At 61.8% G+C, this 23383-nt stretch carries 23 protein-coding genes and 2 pseudogenes; 16 read left to right on the forward strand and 9 right to left on the reverse strand.

Features of this window, described 5'->3' with window-relative positions:
• Positions 1-13: 13 nt before the first annotated feature.
• The 4 genes from F2982_RS23825 to F2982_RS23840 are packed head-to-tail and all read left to right on the forward strand — an operon-like array spanning position 14 to position 3636.
• The gene (locus F2982_RS23825) at positions 14-934 is read left to right on the forward strand and encodes a MurR/RpiR family transcriptional regulator (protein ID WP_130280082.1); all 921 of its coding nucleotides are present in this window, start codon (positions 14-16) and stop codon (positions 932-934) included.
• A complete protein-coding gene (locus F2982_RS23830) occupies positions 927-1571 on the forward strand; it encodes an isochorismatase family cysteine hydrolase (protein WP_203431131.1) in 645 nt (214 codons plus the stop codon). Before F2982_RS23825 ends, F2982_RS23830 begins: the two co-directional genes overlap by 8 nt.
• Entirely contained in the window at positions 1568-2887 is a 1320-nt protein-coding gene (locus tag F2982_RS23835) for a glutamine synthetase family protein (protein WP_203431132.1), read from the forward strand. Before F2982_RS23830 ends, F2982_RS23835 begins: the two co-directional genes overlap by 4 nt.
• A gap of 2 nt (positions 2888-2889) precedes the next feature.
• Positions 2890-3636, forward strand: coding sequence for an N-formylglutamate amidohydrolase (locus tag F2982_RS23840; protein ID WP_203431158.1), 747 nt, complete (start codon positions 2890-2892; stop codon positions 3634-3636).
• Between the two features lie 28 nt (positions 3637-3664).
• Here F2982_RS23840 and F2982_RS23845 read toward each other — a convergent pair whose 3' ends face one another.
• On the reverse strand, positions 3665-4408 hold the full coding sequence (locus F2982_RS23845; protein WP_246777649.1) for a metallophosphoesterase: 744 nt from the start codon (positions 4406-4408) through the stop codon (positions 3665-3667).
• Positions 4409-4691: 283 nt separating this feature from the next.
• Between F2982_RS23845 and F2982_RS23850 the strand changes: the two genes are divergently transcribed.
• From F2982_RS23850 to F2982_RS23875, 6 genes are all read left to right on the forward strand, one after another.
• Positions 4692-6365 (forward strand): amidohydrolase, encoded by a 1674-nt coding sequence (locus tag F2982_RS23850; protein ID WP_203431133.1) that lies wholly within the window; start codon positions 4692-4694, stop codon positions 6363-6365.
• 100 nt (positions 6366-6465) lie between these two features.
• A complete protein-coding gene (locus F2982_RS23855) occupies positions 6466-7557 on the forward strand; it encodes an ABC transporter ATP-binding protein (protein WP_203431134.1) in 1092 nt (363 codons plus the stop codon).
• 7 nt (positions 7558-7564) lie between these two features.
• Positions 7565-8479, forward strand: coding sequence for an ABC transporter permease (locus tag F2982_RS23860; protein ID WP_203431135.1), 915 nt, complete (start codon positions 7565-7567; stop codon positions 8477-8479).
• On the forward strand, positions 8472-9272 hold the full coding sequence (locus tag F2982_RS23865; RefSeq protein WP_112712492.1) for an ABC transporter permease: 801 nt from the start codon (positions 8472-8474) through the stop codon (positions 9270-9272). Before F2982_RS23860 ends, F2982_RS23865 begins: the two co-directional genes overlap by 8 nt.
• 16 nt (positions 9273-9288) lie before the next feature.
• A complete protein-coding gene (locus F2982_RS23870; RefSeq protein ID WP_112712494.1) occupies positions 9289-10323 on the forward strand; it encodes an extracellular solute-binding protein in 1035 nt (344 codons plus the stop codon).
• A gap of 62 nt (positions 10324-10385) precedes the next feature.
• Complete coding sequence (locus F2982_RS23875; RefSeq protein ID WP_203430134.1) at positions 10386-11417, forward strand: histone deacetylase family protein; 1032 nt, start codon at positions 10386-10388, stop codon at positions 11415-11417.
• Positions 11418-11439: 22 nt separating this feature from the next.
• On the opposite strand, the gene F2982_RS23880 is transcribed toward F2982_RS23875, so the two are convergent.
• From F2982_RS23880 to F2982_RS23890, 3 genes and pseudogenes are all read right to left on the reverse strand, one after another.
• Positions 11440-12615 carry an MFS transporter gene (locus F2982_RS23880; RefSeq protein WP_203430135.1) on the reverse strand — a complete coding sequence of 392 codons (1176 nt, stop codon included), beginning with the start codon at positions 12613-12615 and terminating at the stop codon, positions 11440-11442.
• 149 nt (positions 12616-12764) lie between these two features.
• Positions 12765-13400 carry a PQQ-binding-like beta-propeller repeat protein gene (locus F2982_RS23885; protein WP_203430136.1) on the reverse strand — a complete coding sequence of 212 codons (636 nt, stop codon included), beginning with the start codon at positions 13398-13400 and terminating at the stop codon, positions 12765-12767.
• 28 nt (positions 13401-13428) lie between these two features.
• Positions 13429-14648, reverse strand: a pseudogene (locus F2982_RS23890) (helix-turn-helix domain-containing protein).
• A 110-nt stretch (positions 14649-14758) separates the two neighbouring features.
• On the opposite strand from F2982_RS23890, the gene F2982_RS23895 reads away from it, so the two are divergent.
• Entirely contained in the window at positions 14759-15553 is a 795-nt protein-coding gene (locus F2982_RS23895) for a DUF899 family protein (RefSeq protein WP_203431160.1), read from the forward strand.
• Positions 15554-15557: 4 nt separating this feature from the next.
• Entirely contained in the window at positions 15558-15833 is a 276-nt protein-coding gene (locus F2982_RS23900; protein ID WP_348652521.1) for a hypothetical protein, read from the forward strand.
• Between the two features lie 14 nt (positions 15834-15847).
• Here the strand turns inward: F2982_RS23900 and F2982_RS23905 are convergent, their stop codons facing one another.
• Positions 15848-16549 (reverse strand): YafY family protein, encoded by a 702-nt coding sequence (locus F2982_RS23905; protein WP_203430137.1) that lies wholly within the window; start codon positions 16547-16549, stop codon positions 15848-15850.
• Positions 16550-16647: 98 nt separating this feature from the next.
• Here F2982_RS23905 and F2982_RS23910 point away from each other — a divergent pair, with 98 nt between their 5' ends.
• From F2982_RS23910 to F2982_RS23925, 4 genes are all read left to right on the forward strand, one after another.
• Entirely contained in the window at positions 16648-17046 is a 399-nt protein-coding gene (locus F2982_RS23910; RefSeq protein WP_203430138.1) for a VOC family protein, read from the forward strand.
• 186 nt (positions 17047-17232) lie between these two features.
• Positions 17233-17454, forward strand: coding sequence for a hypothetical protein (locus tag F2982_RS23915; protein WP_203430139.1), 222 nt, complete (start codon positions 17233-17235; stop codon positions 17452-17454).
• A gap of 139 nt (positions 17455-17593) precedes the next feature.
• Positions 17594-18637 carry a catalase family peroxidase gene (locus F2982_RS23920; protein WP_203430140.1) on the forward strand — a complete coding sequence of 348 codons (1044 nt, stop codon included), beginning with the start codon at positions 17594-17596 and terminating at the stop codon, positions 18635-18637.
• Entirely contained in the window at positions 18634-19170 is a 537-nt protein-coding gene (locus F2982_RS23925) for a cytochrome b (RefSeq protein ID WP_203430141.1), read from the forward strand. The genes F2982_RS23920 and F2982_RS23925 overlap by 4 nt, the downstream gene beginning before the upstream one ends.
• Before the next feature lie 125 nt (positions 19171-19295).
• Here F2982_RS23925 and F2982_RS23930 read toward each other — a convergent pair.
• The 4 genes and pseudogenes from F2982_RS23930 to msrA all read right to left on the reverse strand — a co-directional run.
• Positions 19296-20576: pseudogene (locus tag F2982_RS23930) on the reverse strand (methyl-accepting chemotaxis protein); the annotation flags it as partial.
• Positions 20577-21086: 510 nt separating this feature from the next.
• Positions 21087-21320 carry a hypothetical protein gene (locus tag F2982_RS23935; RefSeq protein WP_203430142.1) on the reverse strand — a complete coding sequence of 78 codons (234 nt, stop codon included), beginning with the start codon at positions 21318-21320 and terminating at the stop codon, positions 21087-21089.
• 591 nt (positions 21321-21911) lie between these two features.
• Complete coding sequence (locus F2982_RS23940; protein ID WP_112712516.1) at positions 21912-22352, reverse strand: response regulator; 441 nt, start codon at positions 22350-22352, stop codon at positions 21912-21914.
• 229 nt (positions 22353-22581) lie between these two features.
• Positions 22582-23277 carry a peptide-methionine (S)-S-oxide reductase MsrA gene (gene msrA / locus F2982_RS23945; protein ID WP_203430143.1) on the reverse strand — a complete coding sequence of 232 codons (696 nt, stop codon included), beginning with the start codon at positions 23275-23277 and terminating at the stop codon, positions 22582-22584.
• Positions 23278-23383: the final 106 nt, after the last annotated feature.

Below are 23383 nucleotides of genomic sequence, written 5' to 3' on the forward strand. Positions count from 1 at the left end.
AGGGGAAGGTCACGTGACGGACGTCAGGACATTATTGCTCGATCAAAAACTGACCCTCACGCCGTCGGAAGAGAAGATCGTCCAGATCCTGCTTGCAGACTATCCGACGTCAGGACTGAGCACCGCAAGCAATCTGGCGAAAAAGGCGGGCGTCAGCGATGCGACCGTCGTTCGGCTCGCTGTCAAACTTGGGTTCGAAGGCTTTCCCGACCTCCAGAAACGGCTCCTGTCGGAAGTAGAGGCAAGACTTCACTCGCCTCTTTTGATGATGGAGACAAAGCGATCGAGCGACGCGGCCCAGGGAATTGCGGAAGCCTATCTGCACGCGGTCTCGGAAACGATAGACAAGACCGTCGGCGCAACGCCGGCCAACACCTATGACAAAGTCGCCAAGCTGATCATGGAATCCAAAGGCCGCGTCGGCCTCGTTGGCGGCCGCTTCAGCCGGCATATCGCTGGGATGCTGGCGGGCTACCTGTCGCAACTCCGCCCCGGGGTTCACGACATCGGCACACTGGCAGCGCCGTCGTTCGACATATTGGTCGATTACGGCAAGCGGGATGTGCTGATTGCCTTCGACTACAGACGCTACCAGAATGACGTCGTCGCCTTTGCCTCGCAGGCTGCCGATCGCGGCGCGACAGTCGTCCTGTTCACCGACCAGTGGCTCTCGCCGATCGCCGAGCATGCCGAGGTGACGATCATCTGTCCGCTGGACGTTCCATCCCCCTACGACACGCTCGCTCCGGCAGTCGCGCAGATCGAAGCGCTCGTGGCCCAGATCCTGTCGACCCTCGACGATTCCACACGCCGCCGCATCGAGAATCTCGAAGCTGTCCGGGCGCGCAATGGCGTGACTGTCGACGGCGATGAAAGCGAAACCAAGTCACAACCCGGCCCCAAGCGCACGAAAGGGACAACCAGCCATGCCTAGCAAACTCCTGAGCCGCGACGCACCCTATGTTGCCGGTGAAACGGCCCTGTTGCTGGTCGATATGCAGCGCATCTGGCTGGAGCCCGGGCTGGACCCCGATCACCCCGAGCGCGGTCCCGAGCACTATTTCTACCGCCAGACCGCCTCGGTCACGGTCCCCAACAACGAGCGGCTGCTTGCCGCAGCAAGAGCGAACGGGATCGAAGTTCTCCACACGATCATCCAAAGCCTGACGGAAGATGGCCGCGATCGCTCGCTGGACCACAAACTCACGCCGATCCACATTCCGCCGACCAGCCCCGAAGGCTTTCCGCCGGAAAATCTCGGCCCGAAGAATGACGAGATCCTGATCCCGAAGACGTCCTCCGGCGTCTTCAACTCGACCAATATCGACTACGTCCTGAAGAACCTCGGCATCCGCTACCTGATCATCACCGGCATCATGACTGACCAATGCGTTGACATGGCGGTGCGGGATGCAGCCGACCGCGGATATTACGTCACCTGCGTTTCCGACGCATGCGCAGCCGCCTCGCAGGAGCGCCACGATACCGCGCTCAAGGCTTTCGGTGGCTATTGCTGGGTTGCGGACACCGATACCGTGGTCAAGCGCCTGTCAGTGAGGGCGGCGGCATGAGCACCGATGTCGACCTGACCGGGATCGTCACGACAGACATTGCCGCGGTTACGCGTGGGCGGTTTATCGCGAGCGACACGTTCGAGAAGACGATCGCCACCGGCGTCGGCTGGCTGCAGGCCAACCTTTCCCTCACGCCTTTCAACGTGATTGCGCATCCGAACCCATGGGGTTCATCCGGTGACTTGCGATTGCTGCCTGATCCGAATGCAAGATACCGGACCTCCAAGACGGGGTCCCAAACACCGTTCGATATGGTGCCGGGAAATCTCGTGGAGCTGGACGGCTCCCCGTGGTCCTGCTGCACAAGAACTATGCTTGCAGATGCTCTCGCCGAGTTGAAAGCCAAGACCGGCCTTACGCTGGTGGCGGCATTCGAGCACGAGTTCAAACTGCTGGACGCGGGACTGCCCAAAGAACATGTGATGTCATTCGCGGGATTGCGCCGCGCCGACGGCTTCGCTTCGCAGGTGATGGCTGCTCTCGAGGAAGCAGGGCTGAACCCGGAGGTTATCATCTCCGAGTATGGCGAGGATCAGTTCGAAGTAACGAACGCGCCGTCCGACGGGCTTGCCGCTGCGGACCGGGCAGTGGTCCTCAGGGAAATTGTACGCGAAATTGCGCGCACGCGCGGCTGGAAGGCATCCTTCGCACCGAAGACATCGCCGTCGTCGGTGGGCAACGGTGTGCATATCCATTTCAGCCTCGTCGGGGCCGATCGTCAGCCGGCGACTTACGACCCGTCCGGTCCGGCTGGTCTCTCCCGGGCAGCGGGATCCTTCTGTGCAGGCGTGCTGCGCCATCTGCCGGCGATCACCGCACTGACTGCCTCCAGTGTGTCATCATACTATCGCCTGAAGCCGCACAACTGGAGCTCGTCCTACACCTGGCTCGGCGACAAGGATCGCGAGGCTACCTTGCGGATCTGCCCTATCGTGACGTTTGGTGGAAAGGACCCTGCGAAGAGCTTCAACATCGAATATCGGGCGGCCGATGCCACCTCAAATCCATACCTCGCACTCGCCGCCATCGTGCGCGCCGGCCTCGAGGGATTGATCGCCGGCCTTCCGTGCCCGCAGGTCCATTCAGGCGACCCGGAGGAACTCTCGGAAGAACAGCGCGTCGAGAAAGGTCTGCGCCGGCTGCCGGAGACGCTTGCCGGTGCATTGGACGCTCTCAAGTCCGATCCGGTGGTGACATCGTGGTTCTCCGAGGTCTTCCTGGAGACCTTCGTCGGGATGAAGGCGTTTGAAATGGCATCGCTCGACGGGCTCGACGAGGAGGCGATCTGCGCAAGCTACCGGGCGGCCTATTGACGATGGGAACCGCAGACCAATCCGGCTGGCCCGATCCTGTTGAAATCCTGAATATCGACGGGACGTCGGAAATCGTCCTGATCTGCGAGCATGCCTCGAACTTTATTCCGGAAGCTTTCGACGATCTCGGACTGCCAGCCGAAGAGCTGGTTCGGCATATCGCCTGGGACATTGGCGCTGAAGGCGTGAGCCGCGCGCTCTCGCAGCTATTGGACGCGCCATGCTTTCTCGGAAAATACTCCCGTCTTCTCATCGACCTGAACCGGCCAACCGACAGCCCTACGAGCATCCCGGAACTTTCGGAGGCGACTGCCATTCCCGGAAATATCGGCCTCGCTGTCGAAGCGCGCCAGGAAAGGATCGACAGGATATTTACGCCTTTCCAACAGGCTGTTTCCGCGCACCTGGACGCGCGGCAGAAGCGGGGGCTGCCAACGAAGATCGTCGCGATCCATTCGTTCACTCCGGTTTTCCTCGGTGAGGAACGCCCCTGGCACGCAGGCATCCTGTTCAACAAGTCATTCAGGTTCGGCCGGCAGATTATCGATCATCTGAGCCGGTCGACGGCGTTGAAGATCGGCGCAAATGTGCCCTACGTCATCGAACGAGCAAGCGACTACGCCATCCCGGTGCATGGTGAAGACCGGAGGCTCGACGCGGTATTGATCGAAATCAGGCATGACCTGATCGGATCCGCCGACCGGCAGGCCCGCTGGGCAAATTATCTGGCAGATTCTTTGAGGGCTTGACCACTCGACGCGACGCTATGCCGTAAGGCTACAGCCTTTGGCCCAGCGAATCCCATTCCTCTACGCCGATACCGCCATCGGCAGCGAGGCCCGTGCATACGAAATGGGAAAGCTCGTCATTGCGGATAACGGCCGCGGTCAACCGCCCGGTCCGGTAGGCCGCCGTGTCCAGCGCGATGCGATTTTGATATATTTCGGGTCGCAGAGAGCCGGTAACGGTATGACCGTGCACGACGATATGCTCGAACTGTTCGCCATGATCGAGAAAACCGGCCCGTATCCATCGCAAGTCGTATTCGGTCTGTTCGGCGAGCGGAACTCCGGGTCGCAGGCCGGCATGGACAAAGCAGAAGCGGCCGGCAACGTGATGCGTCACGGCATCGTTCAAGAGCTCGACATGATGCGGAAAGGCCTCGCGTATGTCGGCAGCGATCCCAGCGAAATTCGGCACCGGGTGGCGGGAGTAAGCGCTGACGGTCGCAACGCCACCCCAGTCCATCCAGTTCACCGCGTCTTCGTCAGCAAGCTCTTCGCGCAGAAGCGAGCGGAGGTAGTGATCATGATTTCCCAAGACGAGGCGCGAACCCGGATAGCGCTTGAGAGTGGAACCCACGAGATCGAGCACTTCAGGGCTATGCGGCCCCCGGTCGATCAGATCGCCGAGGAAAATGATGACTGGCTGTGCGCCTTCGCGAGCGGCGATATGGCCGAGGAGCGCCTTGAGAAGATCGGCACGTCCGTGGATGTCGGCAATTGCATAGATGTCGGACAATGAAGGCTGGCTCCTGACTGCGATTTTCTCGCGGCGCTTGCAGCCGATTGTGCTGGAAACGTATGTCTGCGCCGGAGGGACTTCATCCCGGTTACCTCGCGGACGGGCATCAGCGCAAGGGGTTCTTGAGTCGCGGGATTATACGTAAGTCAATGCTTACATTATAATCAGACGCAATGGATGCGTTCAGATTCGGGGTGGTCTTAAGCAGTCGTTGTGGCTAGCTTGCATTGCCTATCTCGCCTTCGCCACCGCCCGCCATCCGTCAAATCGCGAGTTCCCTATGACCCCGACAGCAGATCTTCTGATTCTCAATGCGCGCGTACTGACACTCGATCCCGGGCGGCCCAAGGCCACGGAAATTGCGATCATTGATGGCAAGATTGCCGCGGTCGGTGCCAAGGGCGAGCTTGCTTCGCTGCGCGGCCCCGGTACCGAGGTTATCGATGCGGGCGGCGGGTCGGTCGTGCCCGGCTTTTCTGAAAATCACATGCATCTGTTCTCCGGTTCGGCCGAGCTCGTGCATCTGCAGCTCAGCGGTGTCCACGGCCTTCCGGCACTGACGGAAGCGATCCGGAATTATGGAAAGGATCGCCTCGAGCAGGTGATGCTTTTTGCCCAGGGCGCCGATTATACGATCCTCGGTGGCGAAGAGCGGCTGACGAGGCACCATCTCGATGCGATCTGGCCGGACCAGCCGCTGGCCCTCTTCGCGCCCGACCATCATACCGCCTGGGCTAACACCAAGGCCTTGGAACTCGCCAATCTTCTCCATGGCGCCGAATTGCGTCCGGGCAACGAGATCGTCATGGGCGACGACGGGCTGGCGACCGGGGAGCTTCGCGAGATGGAAGCGTTCAGCCCTGTGCAGGCTGCCGGCGGCTTTGCGCGCTACCGACTTGGCCTTGCGACCGGTGGCGAACCCGATCCGCGGCCGACCGATCTCGAGTGGCGCACCGACATGGAAGTCATGCGCCGCGGGCTCGAATACTGCGCCCGCCACGGCATCACCACGATCCAGAACATGGATGGCAATCTCTATCAGCTGGAGCTGTTGGCGGCGATCGAGAAGGAGGACGGTGGGCTGCCCTGCCGGGTCGCCATCCCGTTTCACTTCAAGAACTTCATGTCGCTCGACATGCTGGAGAAGGCCTCCGCCATGTCGAAGGCCTATGACAGCGATTTCCTGCGCTCGGGCATGGTGAAGGTCTTCTACGACGGCGTGCTGGACAGCTGGACGGCTGTCATGGTCGAACCCTATGCCGACCGGCCTGATTATGTTGGCGAGGGCCTGTTCACGCCGGAGCGTTTCCGCGAGATCGCCATCGAAGCGGATAGACGCGGCCTGCAGATCGCCGTCCACGCGATCGGCGACGGCGCGGTCAGGGCCGTGCTCGATGGCTACGAAGCGGCCCGCAAGGAGAACGGCGCCCGCGACAGCCGCCATCGCATCGAGCATATCGAGGTCGTCCATCCGGACGACCTGCCGCGGTTTGCCGAGCTCGGCGTCATCGCCTCGATGCAGCCCCCTCACCCGCCAGGCTGTATGGGCGTGCCGCTCGAGCCGACCGTATCGCGCATCGGACGTTCGCGCTGGCCGCTGAGCTATGCCTGGCGCACCATCAAGAATGCGGGTGCGAGAATCTGCTTCGCGTCGGATTGGCCGGTCTCGCCGATCAGCCCCATTCGCGGCATCCAGGCAGCGATGATCCGCGAGCCCTGGCAGGCGACCGATCCGGATCAGAGCTTCACCTTGATGGAAGCGCTGGAAGGCTACACGACGGAAGGCGCCTACGCCGAGTTTCGTGAGGACCGCAAGGGCCGCATCAAGCCCGGCTTCCTCGCCGACATCACCATTCTCAACGCTGATATCGAGAGCGTCGCGCCTGATAAGCTCGGGGAGGTCGAGCCCGCGATAACAATCTGCGGCGGAAAAATCACCTACAAGGCGAACTAGATTGGGCGCTTGAGCGAATCCGGGTTGTCAATCGTCCGGCGCTGTGCTCACCTGACGGCCGTGGGAACTACATAATAATAGCGCGGTAAATGGCCTTTGCATGGCTCAGACGAATGCTGTCGAGATTAAGGGTGTATCCAAAATTTTCGGCTTCGGCGAATACGCCGTAGCTGCCGTCAACGAAACCTCACTATCGATCAGGCAGAACGAATTCTTCACGCTGCTTGGCCCGTCCGGTTGCGGCAAGACGACTTTGCTCCGGCTGATCGCCGGCTTCGAATTCCCGACGCATGGAGCGATCCTGCTCAACGGCGAGAACATCGCCGCGATGCCGCCCTTCAAGCGGCCGATCAATACCGTCTTCCAGAATTACGCGCTCTTTCCGCACATGACGGTGAGCGAGAACATCGCCTTCGGGCTGCAGATGCTCGGCCGTCCGAAGGCAGAGATCAGCGCCCGGGTTTCGGCCATGTTGAAACTGGTGCGGATGGAAGCGCTCGCCAACCGCCGGACCAGCCAGATTTCAGGCGGACAGCAGCAGCGCGTGGCGCTCGCCAGAGCCCTTGCCCCGCAGCCGAAGGTCCTGCTTCTCGACGAGCCGCTGTCTGCCCTCGACTACAAGCTCCGCAAGGAAATGCAGATCGAGCTGAAGCGACTCCAGGCGGCAACCGGCATCACCTTCATTTTCGTCACCCACGACCAGGAAGAAGCGCTGACCATGTCGGACCGGATCGCGGTCATGTCGGCGGGCAAGGTCCTTCAGGTCGGCAACCCGCGCGCGATCTACGATGCGCCCACCGATCGCTTCGTGGCTGATTTCATCGGCGAGACGAATTTCCTGCAGGGACGCGTCTCCGCGCTGAACGCCGGGCGGGCGGAGGTCGAGCTTGCGGTCGCTGCGCGCATCTCGGCGAGCGTGCCTGATGGCTTCGTTCCCGATGGCGACGTCACCGTCGTACTGCGCCCCGAACACGCCATGCTCTGCACGCCGGCGGAGGGCCAGATCGGCGGGACGCTGACCGACATCATCTACTGCGGCACCGATACCCATTATCATGTGCGCCTTTCCGATGGCGACACGCGCTTCATGGTGCGCCAGCAGAACCGGCCGAACCACGTTGCCGGCTTTTCCCAGGGCGACGCGGTCGGCATTTCGATCGTCGCCGACGCAGCCCGCGTACTCAGGAGCTAGCCCGGAGATGACAGCGGAGATCGTCAGCGCGGAAAGGAAACGGGCCGTCCGGAACCGCTGGCTGCTCTCCCTCCCCGCGCTGCTGATCATCCTGTTTGCCGCCTGCGGCCCGCTGCTGATCGTCCTCGTTTACTCTTTCCTGACGCCCGGACCCTACGGCGACGTGCAGTGGCAGCCTTCCAGCGACGGCTGGATCAGCGTCTTTCTTCAACGGGATATCTTCGACGATACGCTGTCGCTCGCCGACGCTCATATCTCGATCTTGCTACGGTCGCTGTCGCTCTCTTTCTTCACGACCATGCTGACGCTGATCGTCGGCTTCCCGACCGCCTATTTCATCGCCACCCGGCCTGAACGCACGCGCGAGCTCTGGCTGTTCCTGATCACCATCCCCTTCTGGACGAACCTGCTGATCCGCACTTTTGCCGTGCTCGAGATCATCCGCAACGAAGGGCTGATCAATACCGTGCTCATCCGTCTCGGGCTGATTGAGCGCCCCGTCCAGATTCTCTTCACCGACACGGCGATCCTGATCGGAATGGTCTATGTCTACCTGCCGCTGATGGTGCTCCCGATCTATGCGAGCCTCGAAAAGCTCGACTTCCGGCTGCTTGAAGCCGCCTATGACCTCTATGCGACGCCGGCAAAGGTCCTTCGCCGGATCATCCTTCCCCTGTCGACCCCCGGCATCGTGGCCGGGTCCATCCTGGTCTTCATCCCGTCGCTCGGCGCCTATGTGACGCCCACCATCCTGGGCGGCGGCAAGAACCTGATGATCGGCAACCTGATCGAACTGCAGTTCGGACAGGGGCGTAACTGGCCGCTCGGCTCGGCGCTTTCGATAACCCTGATGATCTTCGTGATGGCGGCGCTTCTGGTCTATGTCCGCAATGCCGGCTCAAAGGGGGCGCAGCATGGCTAGACGCTTCTCGGTGCAGCGCCAGACCGGCTTCACGACGATCGCGATCATCTCCCTCTTCCTTCTTTATCTCCCGATCGCTGTTCTCGTCGTCTACGCTTTCAATGCGGGGGAATCGCTCGCATCCTGGCAGGGTTTCTCGCTGCGCTGGTTTGCGCAGGCCTACCAGAACCAGCAGGTGATCGACGCCTCGTTGCGTTCGCTGCAGATCGCCGTCATCGCCGCCGTCATTGCCACCATCGCCGCAACCATGGCGGCGATCGCCACGACGCGAACCGAAGCCTATCGCGGCCTGACGATGAAATATGCCTTCATCAACACCCCGCTGATGGTGCCGGAAATCGTCACCGCAGTGGCGCTTCTGATCCTGTTTTCGCGGATCAAGATCTGGACCGGCTATACCGGGCTTGGCTATCTCATCGCCGCCCATACCGCCTTTTGCGTACCCTTCGCCTATCTGCCCATTCGCGCTCGGCTGGAAAATATGGACCTGACGCTGGAACGCGCCGCCGCCGATCTCTACGCCACGCCGCTCAAGACCTTCCGCTATATCACTCTGCCGCTTCTGTGGCCGGGCGTCCTTGCCGGTTTCATGCTGGCTTTCGTCATCTCGCTCGATGATGTCGTCATCACCGAGTTCGTCAAGTCAGCCGGCCAGGACACGCTGCCGACCTACATGCTCGGCCAGATCCGCCGTGTCATTACCCCTGAAATGAATGCGATTTCGACGGTCTTCCTCGTTCTTTCGATCGCGGCGGTCACCGTCTTCTTTTTCGTCAGCAAGAAACGCGAATAACAAGAAAGGGAACAGCATGAAGATCATCAATTGCGGCCTCGTCGCCTTGGCCACGCTTTTTGCAACGACCTCGCTCGCTTCGGCGGAAGGGGTGCTGAACATCTACAACTGGGGCAACTATACGAGCCCCGACATGATCAAGAAATTCGAAGACAAGTACAAGGTGAAGGTCACCATCACCGATTACGATTCGAACGACACGGCGCTCGCCAAGGTTCGCCAGGGCGGATCCGGCTTCGACATGGCCGTGCCCTCGCAGAACTACCTGCCGATCTGGATCCAGGAAGGGCTGCTGCTCGAAACCGATCCGGGCAAGATGGAAAACTTCAAGAATGTCGCCCCGGAATGGGCAAACCCCGACTTCGATCCCGGCCGCAAATATTCGGTTCCGTGGGCGATGGGCATCGTCGGCACCGTCGTCAATACCGATGTCTATAACGGCGACATCAACACCTGGGCGATCATCTTCAATCCGCCGGAGGAGCTGAAGGGCAAGATCAACGTCGTGCCCGAGATGACCGACGTCATGGACGCCGCCATCCTCTATAACGGCGGCAAGAAGTGCACCGGCGACCTGACAGTGCTGAAGAAGGTGCGCGATACGCTGCTCGCCGCCAAGCCCTACTGGGTGGCGATGGAATACGGCACGATCCAGAAGATGGGCTCGGGCGACTTTGCCGCCTCGAGCGACTGGAACGGCTCGGCCTTCCGCCAGCGGCTCGCCAATCCGAAGATCCATTTCGGCTACCCGAAGGAAGGCTTCGTCAACTGGAGCGACAATCTCGTCGTGCTGAAAGAAGCCAAGAATGTCGAGAACGCCAAGCTCTTCCAGAACTTCATGATGGATCCGGAAAATGCCGGCATGAACTCGGGCTTCCACCGTTACGCCAACGGCATTGCCGGCTCGGAGAAATTCATGCCAGCCGACATGAAGGACGCGCCTGAAATCAAGGTACCGGACGAGTTCAAGTCGGTCGGCGTGCCCTCGCAGACCTGCCCGCCGGATGTTCAGGCACTTTACACCAAGATCTGGACGGAACTGCAGAAGTAAGATCGCCGGCAGCGCCATTCCCGCCGGAATGGCGCTGCATTTTTGTTCTCGCAGGTGTTTTCATGAAGACCGTCTTTTCTCCCCGCCATCTCGGCCATTCGAGCCAGCTGGAGCTTGTCGCCGGTGCGATCGTGCCGGGATTCGAACTGCCGTCACGGCCGAAATTCGTCGCCGAACGGATCGCGGCCGTCGGACTGGGGCCGATCCTTGGGCCTGATGACCATGACCTGTCGACTGCGGCCAAGATCCATCGTCGGGATTATCTCGATTTCCTGCCGACCGTCTGGGATCGCTGGACGGCGGAGGGACGCAGCGGCACCGCCCTCCCCTTCACCTGGCCGACGCGCGGCCTGCGCGGCGATGTCCCGCCGCGCTTTATCGACGGCTTGCTCGGCTACTACTCCTTCGATGCCGGTGCCGGTTTCGTCGAAGGCAGCTGGGATGCAATCAAGTCGTCGCATGACGTGGCGCTGAGCGCGGCCGCGATCGTGCAGGGTGGTGAGCGTGCCGCCTTCGCGCTCTGCCGCCCGCCCGGCCATCACGCCGGATCGGCTTTCGCCGGTGGCTATTGCTACATCAACAACGCCGCGGTCGCCGCCCAATGGCTGCGCGACAACGGCGCCAAGCGCGTTTCGATCCTCGATGTCGATTACCATCACGGCAACGGCACCCAGGAAATCTTCTATGCGCGTGCCGACGTTCAGGTGCTGAACCTCCACGCCGATCCGATGCAGGAATATCCCTACTTCCTCGGCCATGCCGACGAAAAAGGCGCAGGCGATGGCGAGGGCTTCAATCTCAATTATCCCATGCCCTTCGGAACCAGCTGGGCCGAGTGGAACGCCTCGCTCAAAGACGCCTGCAGCCGTCTCGCGGCCTATGCGCCGGATGTGGTGGTCGTGTCTCTCGGCGTCGATACCTTCGAGCGGGATCCGATCAGCAAGTTCAAGCTGACGACAGAAGACTTTCCGAAGATCGGTGCACGCATCGCCGCCTTGGGATTGCCGACGCTGTTCGTCATGGAAGGCGGCTATGCCGTCGAAGAGATCGGCGTCAATGCTGTTGGCGTCTTGACGGGCTTCGAGGGCGTGTAAGGCAGCTGCGGCATGCCAAAAGCTAGGGCCTCAGTGTTCCCAGTTTGCGACGGCTTGCGACCGCGACCAGCAACGTCGCGCAGACCATCAGTCCGGTCGTCGCAACGAGCGCCGTCGTGATCGAACTCATCGTCATCATCGCGCTCGCGAAGATGACGCCCATGGCGTTTGCAGTTCGTAGCAACGCAAATATCTCCGCCCTCTTCGAGGGTGGAGCGAGCTTGTCGAGCTCGAGAGAATAATGCGTGCTGAGCGGCGCCAGCACGAAGCCCATGAGGATGGCGCCGCCGATCGTCGTCGCGACCGAGATGGAGGTCGCAACAAGCGCCGAGCCGACCGACATCAACAGCAGCTTCAGGATGACCTCGGCGCGCGAGGCGCCCCGGTTTCGTACGCTTACCCAGACCCCGCCCGCGACCGAAGCCAGGCATAGTGGCACGGTGAACATGATCGCCAGGGCGGGCGCATGGCCGAATTCGAGTGCCAGCGCGACGGCGCCGATCTCGATAGCAGCGACGGCAGCGCCACCGGCCGTGGAACAGAGGAGCCAGATCATGATCTCAGGCGTGATCGTCGGCTCTGAGGATCGTGCCCCGGTTTTCTGAACCTTCGCCCCAACCGAAGGAACGAGCAGCGCCGGCAACGTGCCAAGCACCGCCATCGCGCAGACTGCAAAGAGCGGCGAGACGCTGCCGAGCGCGGAGGCAAGCACCGGTGAAAGAACGAACGTGGCTTCGCCGAGCGTCGCGGCGATCCCGAGCGCGCGCGGCAGCTTGGCGGCGGGCGTGAGCTCATTCAGGACCGTGCGCAGATAGCCGAAGGCCGCACCGTTCACCAGGCCCGCAGCCGCCGCAAGACCAACCAGGACTTCCAGCGGCATCTTCCAAAACGCCGACAGCGTCATCAGCGCCAGCGCGATCGCCCGGAAGATCAGCAGGAAACGCAGTGCGGTTGCCGGCGTCACCGAAGACCCAAGCCGCGTCAGCGGAACGGCACCGGCCACCTGTGCAATGGTCATAGCCAGGATCATCGCCGCCCCGCCGCTTGTCGCGCCTTCAAGCTGCAGCGCAAGCAGCGAAAAAGCCACCGGCCCTGCCGCCTGCGGGACGGACAGCGTTGCCGACGATATGAACCAGCGAAGCAAGCGCCCGCGAGCCGCTACCGGTGTGACGGCCTGGACGTCCAGATGATCTGTCATTCTCATTCCGATTTCGACCGCCCCTGGAGGAGCGGCGCGGATCCTGGTGGAGGTGGGGAAATGAACCTGCCCTCCTCTAGAGCAAAGCTAGCGGAAGGTCCATCGGGCGCTTGGCGATCGGAAAAATAGCGGAGTGGCAAACGATCTGCCTAGGACCGCGGCCTCCTCACCGCGCGCACCACAGAGCGCGTGCCGCCGCCGGCGAAGAAGCGGTCCTTGCCATCGGATTCCAGGCCGGAGACGCCGACGCCCTCGGGCATGTCGAGGCGCACCAGAACCTCGCCGGTTGCCGGATCGATGCGGCGGACGTCGCTTTCGTCGCCATCCCAGGTTCCATGCCAGAGTTCGCCATCGACCCAGGTCACGCCTGTCACGACGCGGTCGGATTCGATCGTGCGCCGGAGCGCGCCGGTTTCCGGATCGATCTCGAGGATCTTGCGGCCGCGATGCTGGCCGACCCAGAGGCTGCCTTCGCACCAGGCAAGGCCGGAATCGCCGCCGTTTCCGGGCGCCGGAATGGTCGAGAGAACAGTGCCGTCCTGAGGGTCGATCTTCATGATCCGGTCCTCGGCGATCTGGTAGAGGTAGCGGCCGTCGAAGGCGGTTCCCGCATGCGAGGCGACATCGATCGTGCGCAGCTCGCTGCCGGTTTCCGGATCCAGCGCGTGCAGCTTCTCGCCGGAGGCAAACCAGACATGCTGCCCGTCGAAGGTGACGCCGTTGACCCGCGGGGCGGTCTCGAAGGGGCCGTATTCGCGGATGATTTCAGCTGCGGATCGCTTCATGTCTTTCCTCCATCGTCATTTCATGACGCTAGTCGCTCGGGAGCGGTCCCGGGAGTAACAATGTTGTCGGGAAGCCGATTGCCGGCGTGATTATCCAGCGTCTCGCCCGGCCATTGCCGACGCTCTCGACCTTGCCCGATGCCAAGAGTGTTTCGAGCGCCCGCTGCACCGTTCGCGCGCTGATGCCGAGCGCGATCGACAGAGCCGAGCTCGACCAGCTTTCGCCATCGGCGAGCAGAGCGAGCACGGCACCGTTCTCATCCTCGATCGGTGGCGCCAGCACCGCGACAACGGCGCCATTGGCGGGCACGAGCACGAAACCCTCCTTCGTAGCCTCGATGGCCGCAAGCCCTTCGAGTTCGGCGCGCAGCCGGCCGATCTCGACCCGCAGCCGGGCGCGGTGAGAGTCGTCGGCATGGCGCGCGCCGAAGGCGCGGGCGAGCAGCAGGCCGCGCGGCACGTCGTCGGGCGCGGCCTCGGCAAGCGCCCGGGCAAGCGAAAACAAGACCGGCCGGTTTGCCAGATGCACGATCCGCGACCCGCGCCGGACGGCAAAACGGCAGGCATCGACAATGAGTGCATCGGAGGACAGCAGCGCATCGACATCCTCCAGGTGGAGCGCGCGTTCCCGGCCCGGACGACCTCCCTCCCCGCCGGAGCATCGAGGATGCCGGCTGCGTTGCGCACTTCTGCAATCAAAGCCGGGATACCCGCATTGTCCGCCGGTTTTGCCGCGCGCGCCAAAGCGTCGCGAGCGGGCTTGGTCTTCAAGCGGCGGATCGCGATCCCGGCCACTGTCAGTTCCAGGCTTGCGCGTGCGGCGGGCGGCAATGGCGATGGGTCGAGCATGGCAAGCAGCGTCTCCGCCTCATCGAGCCGGCCGACCAGCAGCAGGCGGCGGATTTGGAGATTGCGGGCGTGGGCGGCATTCAGCCCGTCCCCATGCCGCTCGAGCGTCTGGCGCGCCACCTCCAGAGCTTTCTCGGGCCAGCCGAGGTCGCGGCTGACAAGGGCGATCTCCGCTTCCGCCAGGGTGCAGCGGGCGCGAGCCAGCGTTTCACGGGATGTGAAGGCGCGGTGAGCGCTTTTCAGAAGCGCCTTGGCGCGTTCGAAGTCGCCGAGCTGGGCAAGCGCGATGCCTCTGAGGGCAAGGGCCGGAGCGTCGTCGCGCAGCGCGACGCGCTTCATGGCGCCGAGCACATCGCCGGCGGCAAGCGCCTGTGCGGCAGCCGTGATCATCGAGTCCATCGAAATCCCGTCACACTTGTAACTCCCACCCTCCGCTCAATCACACCTAGGGTAATGCCTACAGGCCGGCAACGTGAAGCGCCTGTTGAATGTCGATGAGGAGATGGATGATGACAACCCCGATGACAGGTACGCGTGAAGACTGGCTTTCGGCCCGGCTTGCCCTTCTGGAAGAAGAAAAGGAGTTGACGCGGCGCAGCGACGAAATCGCCGAGCACCGCCGCCAGCTTCCCTGGGTAAAGATCAGCAAACAGTACCAGCTGCAGACGGATCAAGGTACGGTGCCACTCTCGGCGCTCTTTCGCGGGCGCTCGCAGCTCCTGGTCTATCATTTCATGTTCGGCACGGATTATACGGCGGGCTGCCCCTCCTGCTCGTCGATCGCCGACGGCTTCAACGGCATTTTCGTCCATCTGGAAAACCACGACGTCGCCTTCTGGGCGGTGTCGCGCGGACCGCTCGCCAAGCTGCAGCAGTTCAAGAAGCGGATGGGATGGAGCTTCGACTGGGCGTCCTCGGCGGAGAGCGATTTCAACCACGACTTCAATGTCTGGTTCACGCCAAAAGAGCAGATCAATGGCGGCATCGAGTACAATTATCGCCGCGAGCCGCCGATGCCCGAGCCGCTCTCCGGCAAGACGGTGCAGCAATGGGAACTGAAGGGCAGCGAGGGGCCTGTCGCGCAGATCGCCTCGATGACCGGCACCGATGTGGCGACCTATACGCGCGACCGCCCAGGCGTCAGCGCCTTTGCGATGCGGGATGGCGAGATCTACCACACCTACTCCTCCTACGCCCGCGGGCTCGATGGTCTCTGGGGCATGTATCAGTGGCTGGACCGCGCACCGCTCGGGCGCAATGAGGAAGGGGTCTGGTGGCGCCATCACGATCGCTACGGGGTCTAGCGCCATGCGCGGTTCGCCCACCCCCGACGGCATGGCCGGCGTTTTCGCCGGCCATTACAGGACAACGGTGATCAGCCGCCTTCTGCACCTTGCCGCCGCGCCGACCTTCGGCATCATGGCCCTCCTCAACGCTGGCAACCAATCGGCGATGATGATCTGCGCCGGCGAAGGCGGCCCTATGCTGAGCGGGATGCCGGTGATGTATCTGCTGATGGCGATTGTCCATCTTGGGCCGTGGCTGGATCTGCTCGGTGGGCGGAGCCAGTCGTTCACTCGATGACACCTGGTCCGTTGTTACCTTGAAGCTGCGGGCTCCCGGGCATTTCGCCAGCTCTCCCAGCGGCGGCGCAGCTCGCCTTTCCGTAGGCCGATACGCTCGTCAAGCACCTCGGCAGCGATCATCCTGTCGGTGCGAAAATGGCGGAAATCGCTCCGTGTCTCGCACCATGCGATCAGCATGCGATAGGCCTCTGCGTAGCCGAGAATGATCGGCCAAACGATCCGCTCGGTCTCCTCGCCATGTTCGCTGCGATAGCGGAGCCTGATCTTCATGCCGGTGCGGATGGCGTTGCGAAGCTGCAATGCGTCGATGGTCTCCTGGGGATCGCCCGCGACCGGCTTGGTGCCAATGCTCGGTTCGGCAATATAGGGCCGCAGCCTCTCCGGTATGGCGACGGCGATCTTTGCAATCAGATCGCGGGCCGCGCCGGCAAGCGATGGGTCGGAATGCTGGGAAACCCATTGGGCGCCGAGCACGGCGGCCTCGATCTCATCGGGCGTCAGCATCAGCGGCGGCATGTCGTAGTCTGAATCGAGAATATAGCCCAAGCCTGCTTCGCCGGCGATCGGCACGCGCTGGCCGACCAGATCGGCCATATCCCGATAGACCGTGCGGATCGAGATCTCCAGCTCGCCGGCGAGCATCGCTGCCGTCACCGGACGGGAAGACCGGCGAAGGATCTGGATGATCTGGAAAAGACGGTCGGCTCGGCGCATGGGGTCACTCCTGCTGCCACCATGCTGTCAGGAGCCTCCGTTTACAAGGCCCGGATGCCGCACAAGCGGCAAAGCGTTTTGAACGGAGAGACGACATCATGAAACTTGCATCCACCCGCCTGATCGTCCGCGACATCAAGGCCACTGTCGCATTCTACGAACTGGTCACGGAAACCGCCGCCGACTGGCTGGCGCCGTTCTTCGCCGAGATCGTCACGCCCGGCGCGACACTGGCGATCGGCGCAGCCGAAACCGTTGCGCTCTTCAAAAAGGGAACCGCCGAACCGGGCGCCAACCGCTCCGCCATACTTGAATTCATGGTCGAGGATATCGACGCCGAATTCTCCCGCCTGAAGGACAAGGCCGACGTGGTCCACGAACCAAAACTGCTGCCCTGGGGCAACCGCACCTTCCAGCTTCGCGACACCGAAGGCACGCTCGTGTCGCTCTTCATGCCTGCGACGGAGGCCGCGAGAGAACGGTTTGGTGGCCGGTGACGTCTTGGCCCAGCCAAGAAAGCATGTGAACATCAGACGCAGAGAGCATCGCTTGTGCATAGAAACGCCCTGTGCACTCGACGTATCGACCTGGATCGACTAGCGACATCGACAGGTTCGCGGGCCGCAACAGGCGATGTTCGGCAGCTGGCAAGCCACGTTCGAGTTTTGCGATGGGAAGATCAGATGGGCAGATTTGAGGACACCGAAGCTGCGATTGCGCAGCGGCTTCGTGCGATGAAAGCCAAGCCCGAGATGACCATCAACCTTGTTGAGTTCAGCACTCCCCTCACCGCATCAGGATACACACAGGATGAGATCACCACTGTGCTCAACGCTTTGGCGCAGGATCGCATCATTGAGATCGCGCCCGGCAACAAGCTTCGCTTGATCAAGCCTTTGCCGTGACCGGGTTTGACCACGCCCGGCAACAATGCCATCTTCCGTGACCAGAGAGCGGGAAACGCATTCCGCCGCATCACTTGCCGCCGCACTGCCATTGATTTCCTAGCATCGCAGAGAAACTGATAACGACGGAGTGCCTTGTATGCCGGGCTCGCAGCGTTCCGCCCTCGGATCCCTCGTGCTGATTGCCGCCGTGGTCGGCTTCAGCGTCGGGGCTTTCGCCTATACGGCCGGATGGCTCACGCCTGGCCGCCTGACCTCCACCGAACTTGTCAGCGCTCTCGCGCCTCCTGGCGGAGCCGCCCTTGGACATCGGCGCAATCATGCGAAGGGCGTGTGTTTTACGGGCAGCTTCGAAGCGAATGGAAACGCTGTGGCGCTTTCGAAGGCGCCGTTGTTCATCGCGGGGCAATATCCGGTTCTCGGGCGCTTCAATCTGGCAACGCCCGATCCTGATGCCGCCGATCCGACAGTCAGGGTGCGCGGCATCGGCGTGCAGATCACAGCGCCCGGCGGCGTCTGGCGCATGGCGCTGATCGACCCGCCCGTCTTCGCGGTCTCGACGCCGCAAGGGTTTTACGAATTGCTCGAAGCTTCGAAGAGCAAGAACCCCGACGCGATGAAGGGCTTCGTCGGCGCACATCCGGAATTCGCGGCATTCGGCGAATGGGCGACCAAGGCACCCTGGACGGCGAGCTATGCCGAAGTGACCTTCAACAGTCTCAATGCCTTCATCTTCACCGACGCCGCCGGCAGCAGGAATGCGGTGCGATGGTCGCTCCGCCCGGAGGCGCAGGCCGTGACGATCTCAGCCGAGGATTTCGCGAAACTCGGCCCCAATCATCTCGAAGAGGACATAACGGAGCGCGTCTCCAAGGCGCCGCAGCGCTGGACGCTGGTGCTGACGGTCGCCGATCCCTCCGATCCGACATCCGATCCGACAAAGGCCTGGCCGGCCGAGCGCCGCACGGTCGAGGCCGGAACGCTTGTGGTGGAGAAGATCGAGCCGGAGGCCGACGGTCCCTGCCGGGATATCAATTTCGACCCGACGATCCTGCCGGATGGCATCGCGGTATCCGACGATCCGTTCCCGGCAGCCCGCTCGGCGGCCTATGCCAAGTCCTACGATCTCAGAACCAGCGAGGCGAGCCACTATCCTCGAACAGCAGCGAGCGCAAAGCCATGACAGAGATGAAAACACGCTTCTCCGCCGCCCAGCGTCTGTTGCACTGGCTGATGGCGATCGCGATTATCGCCATGCTGTTCATCGGCGTCGGGATGGTCTCGACCATCGGCAGGCAGTACGTGCCCTTGCTGATAACCCACAAGACTCTGGGTATCGCCATTCTGGCACTTGCCCTGGTTCGTCTCGTGGTTCGCTTCATCTCGGGCGCCCCGGCGCTGCCGCCGGATCTTCCGGGGCCGATGAAGCTCGCCGCGCATCTATCGCATGTCGCGCTCTACGCGCTGATGATCGGTATGCCGCTCATCGGCTGGGCGATGATGTCCGCGGCCGCCTATCCGATCGTGCTTTATGGCGGAATCCACCTTCCGCCGATCCTGCCTCAGAGCGCGAGCCTGCACGCTCTCCTCTGGAGCGCGCATTTCTATCTCGCCTTCGCGTTCTTTGGGCTGGTGGTGATGCATCTCGCGGCGGCGCTGTTTCATGGGCTCGTTCGCCGCGACGGCGTGCTCCAGACGATGCTGCCGGGCAAGTAACGCTCCGGCGCGCTTCATCCTGATCTTCGCCGGCTCCTCGCTGAGGAGCCATGTGAAGACCCGCCGGCTGCGACAGCATTGCGTGTAGCATTGATGCCGAAACCGACGGGCTTTGAGGCGTGTGACTAGAACTCGCTCCACTGGGCGCTTCGCGTATCCAGTGCCGCATTGCCGAAGGACGCCGCGACCTTGCGGCCGATGGCACGCGCCGGAGAAGCGTGTGCGACATCCGTGGACTGGGCAGGACGCAGCGTTCTCGACGCGGCCGATGGGGTCTCGGCAAGGCTGAAGCGGTTGACCAGTTCGCGCAGGCGCACGGCCTCGTTCGCGAGCGTATTGGATGCCGCGTTCGATTGCTCGACCATTGCAGCATTCTGCTGCGTCGTCTGGTCCATCGCGTTGACGGCGGTGTTGACCTCGGCAAGGCCGACCGACTGTTCCTTTGCCGATGTCGCAATCGATTCCATATGGGTGTTGATCTCGACGATGAAGCCGCTGATCGTCTTCAAGGCAGAGCCGGTGTCACGCACCAGCTTGACGCCGTTCTCGACCTCGCTCGAGGAATTCTGGATCAGCCCCTTGATCTCCTTGGCGGCCTGGGCAGAGCGCTGCGCCAGTTCGCGGACTTCCTGGGCAACGACCGCAAATCCCTTGCCTGCCTCTCCGGCACGCGCCGCTTCGACACCGGCATTGAGCGCCAGCAGATTGGTCTGGAACGCAATCTCGTCGATGACGCCGATGATGTTGGAGATCTGCTGCGAGCTCTCCTCGATCTTGCGCATAGCCTCCTCGGCATGGGAGACGACCTGAGCCGATTCCGCAGCCGACTGATCGGCCTGTCCGGCAACGCTTCTGGCTTCTTCCGTCCGCTTCGAGGAGTTCGTGACGTTGACGGTGATCTCGTCGAGTGCTGCTGCAGTCTGCTCGAGGGAGGCCGCCTGCTGCTCGGTCCGTCTCGAAAGATCGTCGGTTCCTGCGGCGATTTCGCGAGTGCCGGTGTCGACGGTCGAAATCGAATTCGAAATCTCCGAGAGAGTCGCGCCGAGTTTGCTGACGGAGCCGTTGAAATCGTGGCGCAGGGCCTCGAAGTCGGGTGCGAAGACCTCATTGATCTGGAAGGCGAGATCGCCACTAGCCAGGCGTTTCAGGCCTGCTGCCAGACCTGACGTTGCGAGACGCAACCGCTCTGCAGCATCCCGCTCGGCGCGTTCCTGAACGGTGAGACGCTCGGCTTCTGCGCGTTTGCGGTTGTCGTCGGCTTCCTGTTCGAGGCGCCGGTTCGAAATTGCCGCCTGACGGAAGACTTCGAGGGCCTTTGCCATCTCGCCGATCTCGTCGTCGTTGCGGGCGAGGCTGATGTCGGTATCGAGGCGGCCATCGGCGACTTGCGCCATGGAACTGCTCAGCTTGTACATCCCGCCGATAATGCGCTTGAAGGTGACAAACCCGACGAGAGCCAGCATCAGGACCAGCACCGACAGGGCGCTCAACGTCAGCGTCCAGTAGAAGCTCGCCCGTGCGGCCGCTCCGTCGATGGCGCTTTGCGTGCGCTGCTCGAGTTTCACGAAGAACGCATCGACCGGCTTCATGATCTCGGCCTTGGCCTTGTGATATTCCGGCGAATTCAACATCGCCGCCGCCTTCTGCCGCGCCTGCGGGCCAAGCGTTGCGGCATTGTCGACGAGATCCATGTCCTCGGTTTCGAGCTTGACGAGCGCATCCGAGCGCTTGGCGGCTTCGTCCAGAAGCGCAAACTCCTCATCGGTAAAGCCGGCAGCCTTCATCTCGTCGCGCGAAGAGATGGTCGGGCCGTCCGGGCGAGGTTTGGCATCGCCGCCGGCCACGAAATCCCAGTAAATTCGCTGGTATTCCTCGGGGCGAGGACGCGTGCCGTTGCGGATCTCGATGACGGCGTTCTACTGATCCTTGAAGGACTTGTCGCCGGTCTCCGCATAGGTGCGGACCATGCGCGTCAGATCATCGGACGACTGCCGGAAATTGTCGGCAAGAATGTAGGATTTATACTTTTGATTATAGGCGCCGCTGATGTCCTCGGCGGCCTTGTCATAACTCCAGAGACTGGCCATCAGGCCAGCCATGGCGAGGCCGGTGACGGCGGCCAGGCCAATAAATTGCGTCTTGATTTTCATGATGACGATTTCCTGGCGTAGATGTGCCTTTGCGCCGCAATCATCGCGGACGCGGGAAGTCATTCTGCGCTGACGTTGTGTCTCGACCTCATTGTCGGGGGCAGCGAAAACGTAAGTTAATGATGGTTAGCGAATGGATAATTACGAATATAAGAAATGATCTTCTATTAATGCTAACGACACCGGCAATAGTATTACTGATTGAACTTTAAATATATATCCAATCTAATTCAGTTGTTATTAATATGCTGGGAAGCACTTCTGAATAATCAATCTTAAGTAGAATTTGCGCAGAATTTTCCGGACAAGAAACTCTCTGCGATAACTTTTCCGAACCTTCAGCCTTGGCTCACCGGGTGCTGGCCGCAGTCAGAGAGGACTCGTCGCGGATCGCGCTCGGGTGTAGATTCTCGCGATCGGTGTCGTAGCGCGCCGGAGAGCGTGCAGCACCGTTGAATCGTAAACAGATTTATGGAGATGCTCTCTTCACCGAGAGCATTTCAGCGCGCGCGCCTGCTTCATTTCTGGGGCGCACCCAATCCACCTCACAACCGCACAAGGCCGCAGCTCGCGGCCCGCGGCTATGTCAGCTCACGCAAACACCATCATCTGCGGCGGAACAGCCGCGAGCATGCCGGCGCGGCGCGCGACGGCGTATTTGAGGGACTGCTCGACGACGGCGGGCATGACGGGTTTGCTGACGACGCCGAGGGCGCCCTTGACGCCGTCGGCGACGGTTTCGGGGTTGCCGGTCATGAAGACCACGGTGATGCCGTGCTCTTCAGCAAGGCGGCGGCCGATCTCGGGGCCGGTTGCGCCATCGGACAGGTTGACATCGACGAAGGCAACATCGGCAAGCGGCGCAAGCTGCAGCGCCTGCTCCTTGTTGGTCGCGAGGCCCGCGACTTCCATACCCATGTTTTCGACCGTCGCTTCCAGATCGAGCGCGATCAGGAACTCGTCTTCTACAATCAATACTCTCTGGTTCATAACGTTATCCCGCAGCCATTTACGCACAACATTGATGGCCATGACGCCCTCTTCCGTTAACCCAAGCACGCGAAAGAACTTCGTTTCAAAGGGTTGTGGCCCGCGAAACTTGACGAGATAACGAGGTCGAAAAGGATATGTTCCGGCCCGGGACGTATTTTTTGAACTTAACCCATTGTTAACGTTGATAAAACACTAACATCGCTTAAGTCTTTGAAATAAAAGGCGGCTCGAGCGGCCGCCTCTATGCTTATCCACAGGCCGGCGTTACTCAGCCCTTGGCCTTCAGCACCAGCACGGGATCTTCCCTGTATGCTGCCGGAAAGACCTGCTTCAGATTTTCGATCTTCGACAGATCGTTATAGACGATATAGGGATAGGTCGGGTTCAGCGTCAGGAAATCCTGGTGATAGCGCTCGGCCGGGTAGAAGCCGTTGAACTCCGAAACCTTGGTGACGATCAGGTGCGGGAAGACCTTCGCCTGATTGAGCTGCGAGATATAGCTCTCGGCGACCTTGCGCTGTTCCGGGCTCTCGACGAACAGTGCCGAGCGGTATTGCGTGCCGCGATCCGGCCCCTGGAAATTCAGCTGCGTCGGGTTGTGCGCCACGGAGAAGAAGATCTGCAGCAGCTGGCCGTAGCTGACCTGCTTGGGATCGAAGGTGACCTCGACGGATTCGGCATGGCCGGTCGAGCCGGTGCTGACGGTCTCATAGTCGGCCGTCGCCTTGTCGCCGCCGGAATAGCCCGAGACCGCGCTCTTCACGCCCTTCACATGCTGGAAGACACCCTGCACACCCCAGAAGCAGCCGCCGGCAAAGACCGCCTTCTCGGTGGCGGGTGCGGCCGTCTCGTCGACGGTCGGTTTTGGAATGACGACGGCATCTTCCGCGGCGATTGCCGAGCCACAGGCAAAGAGCGAAATGGCCGCCAGTGCAGCGAGCCTTCCTGTCGAAAATACGCTCATGAGAACACCTCTACGAATGGGCTGTTCCCATCGTGTCGAAAGCTGCAAAAAGGCGCAATTCAAAAGGACTTATCTCACGCGGAAGTGACAATGGGATGGCGGCCTC

This window comes from Rhizobium sp. BG4, from assembly GCF_016864575.1.
Lineage (GTDB): Bacteria > Pseudomonadota > Alphaproteobacteria > Rhizobiales > Rhizobiaceae > Rhizobium.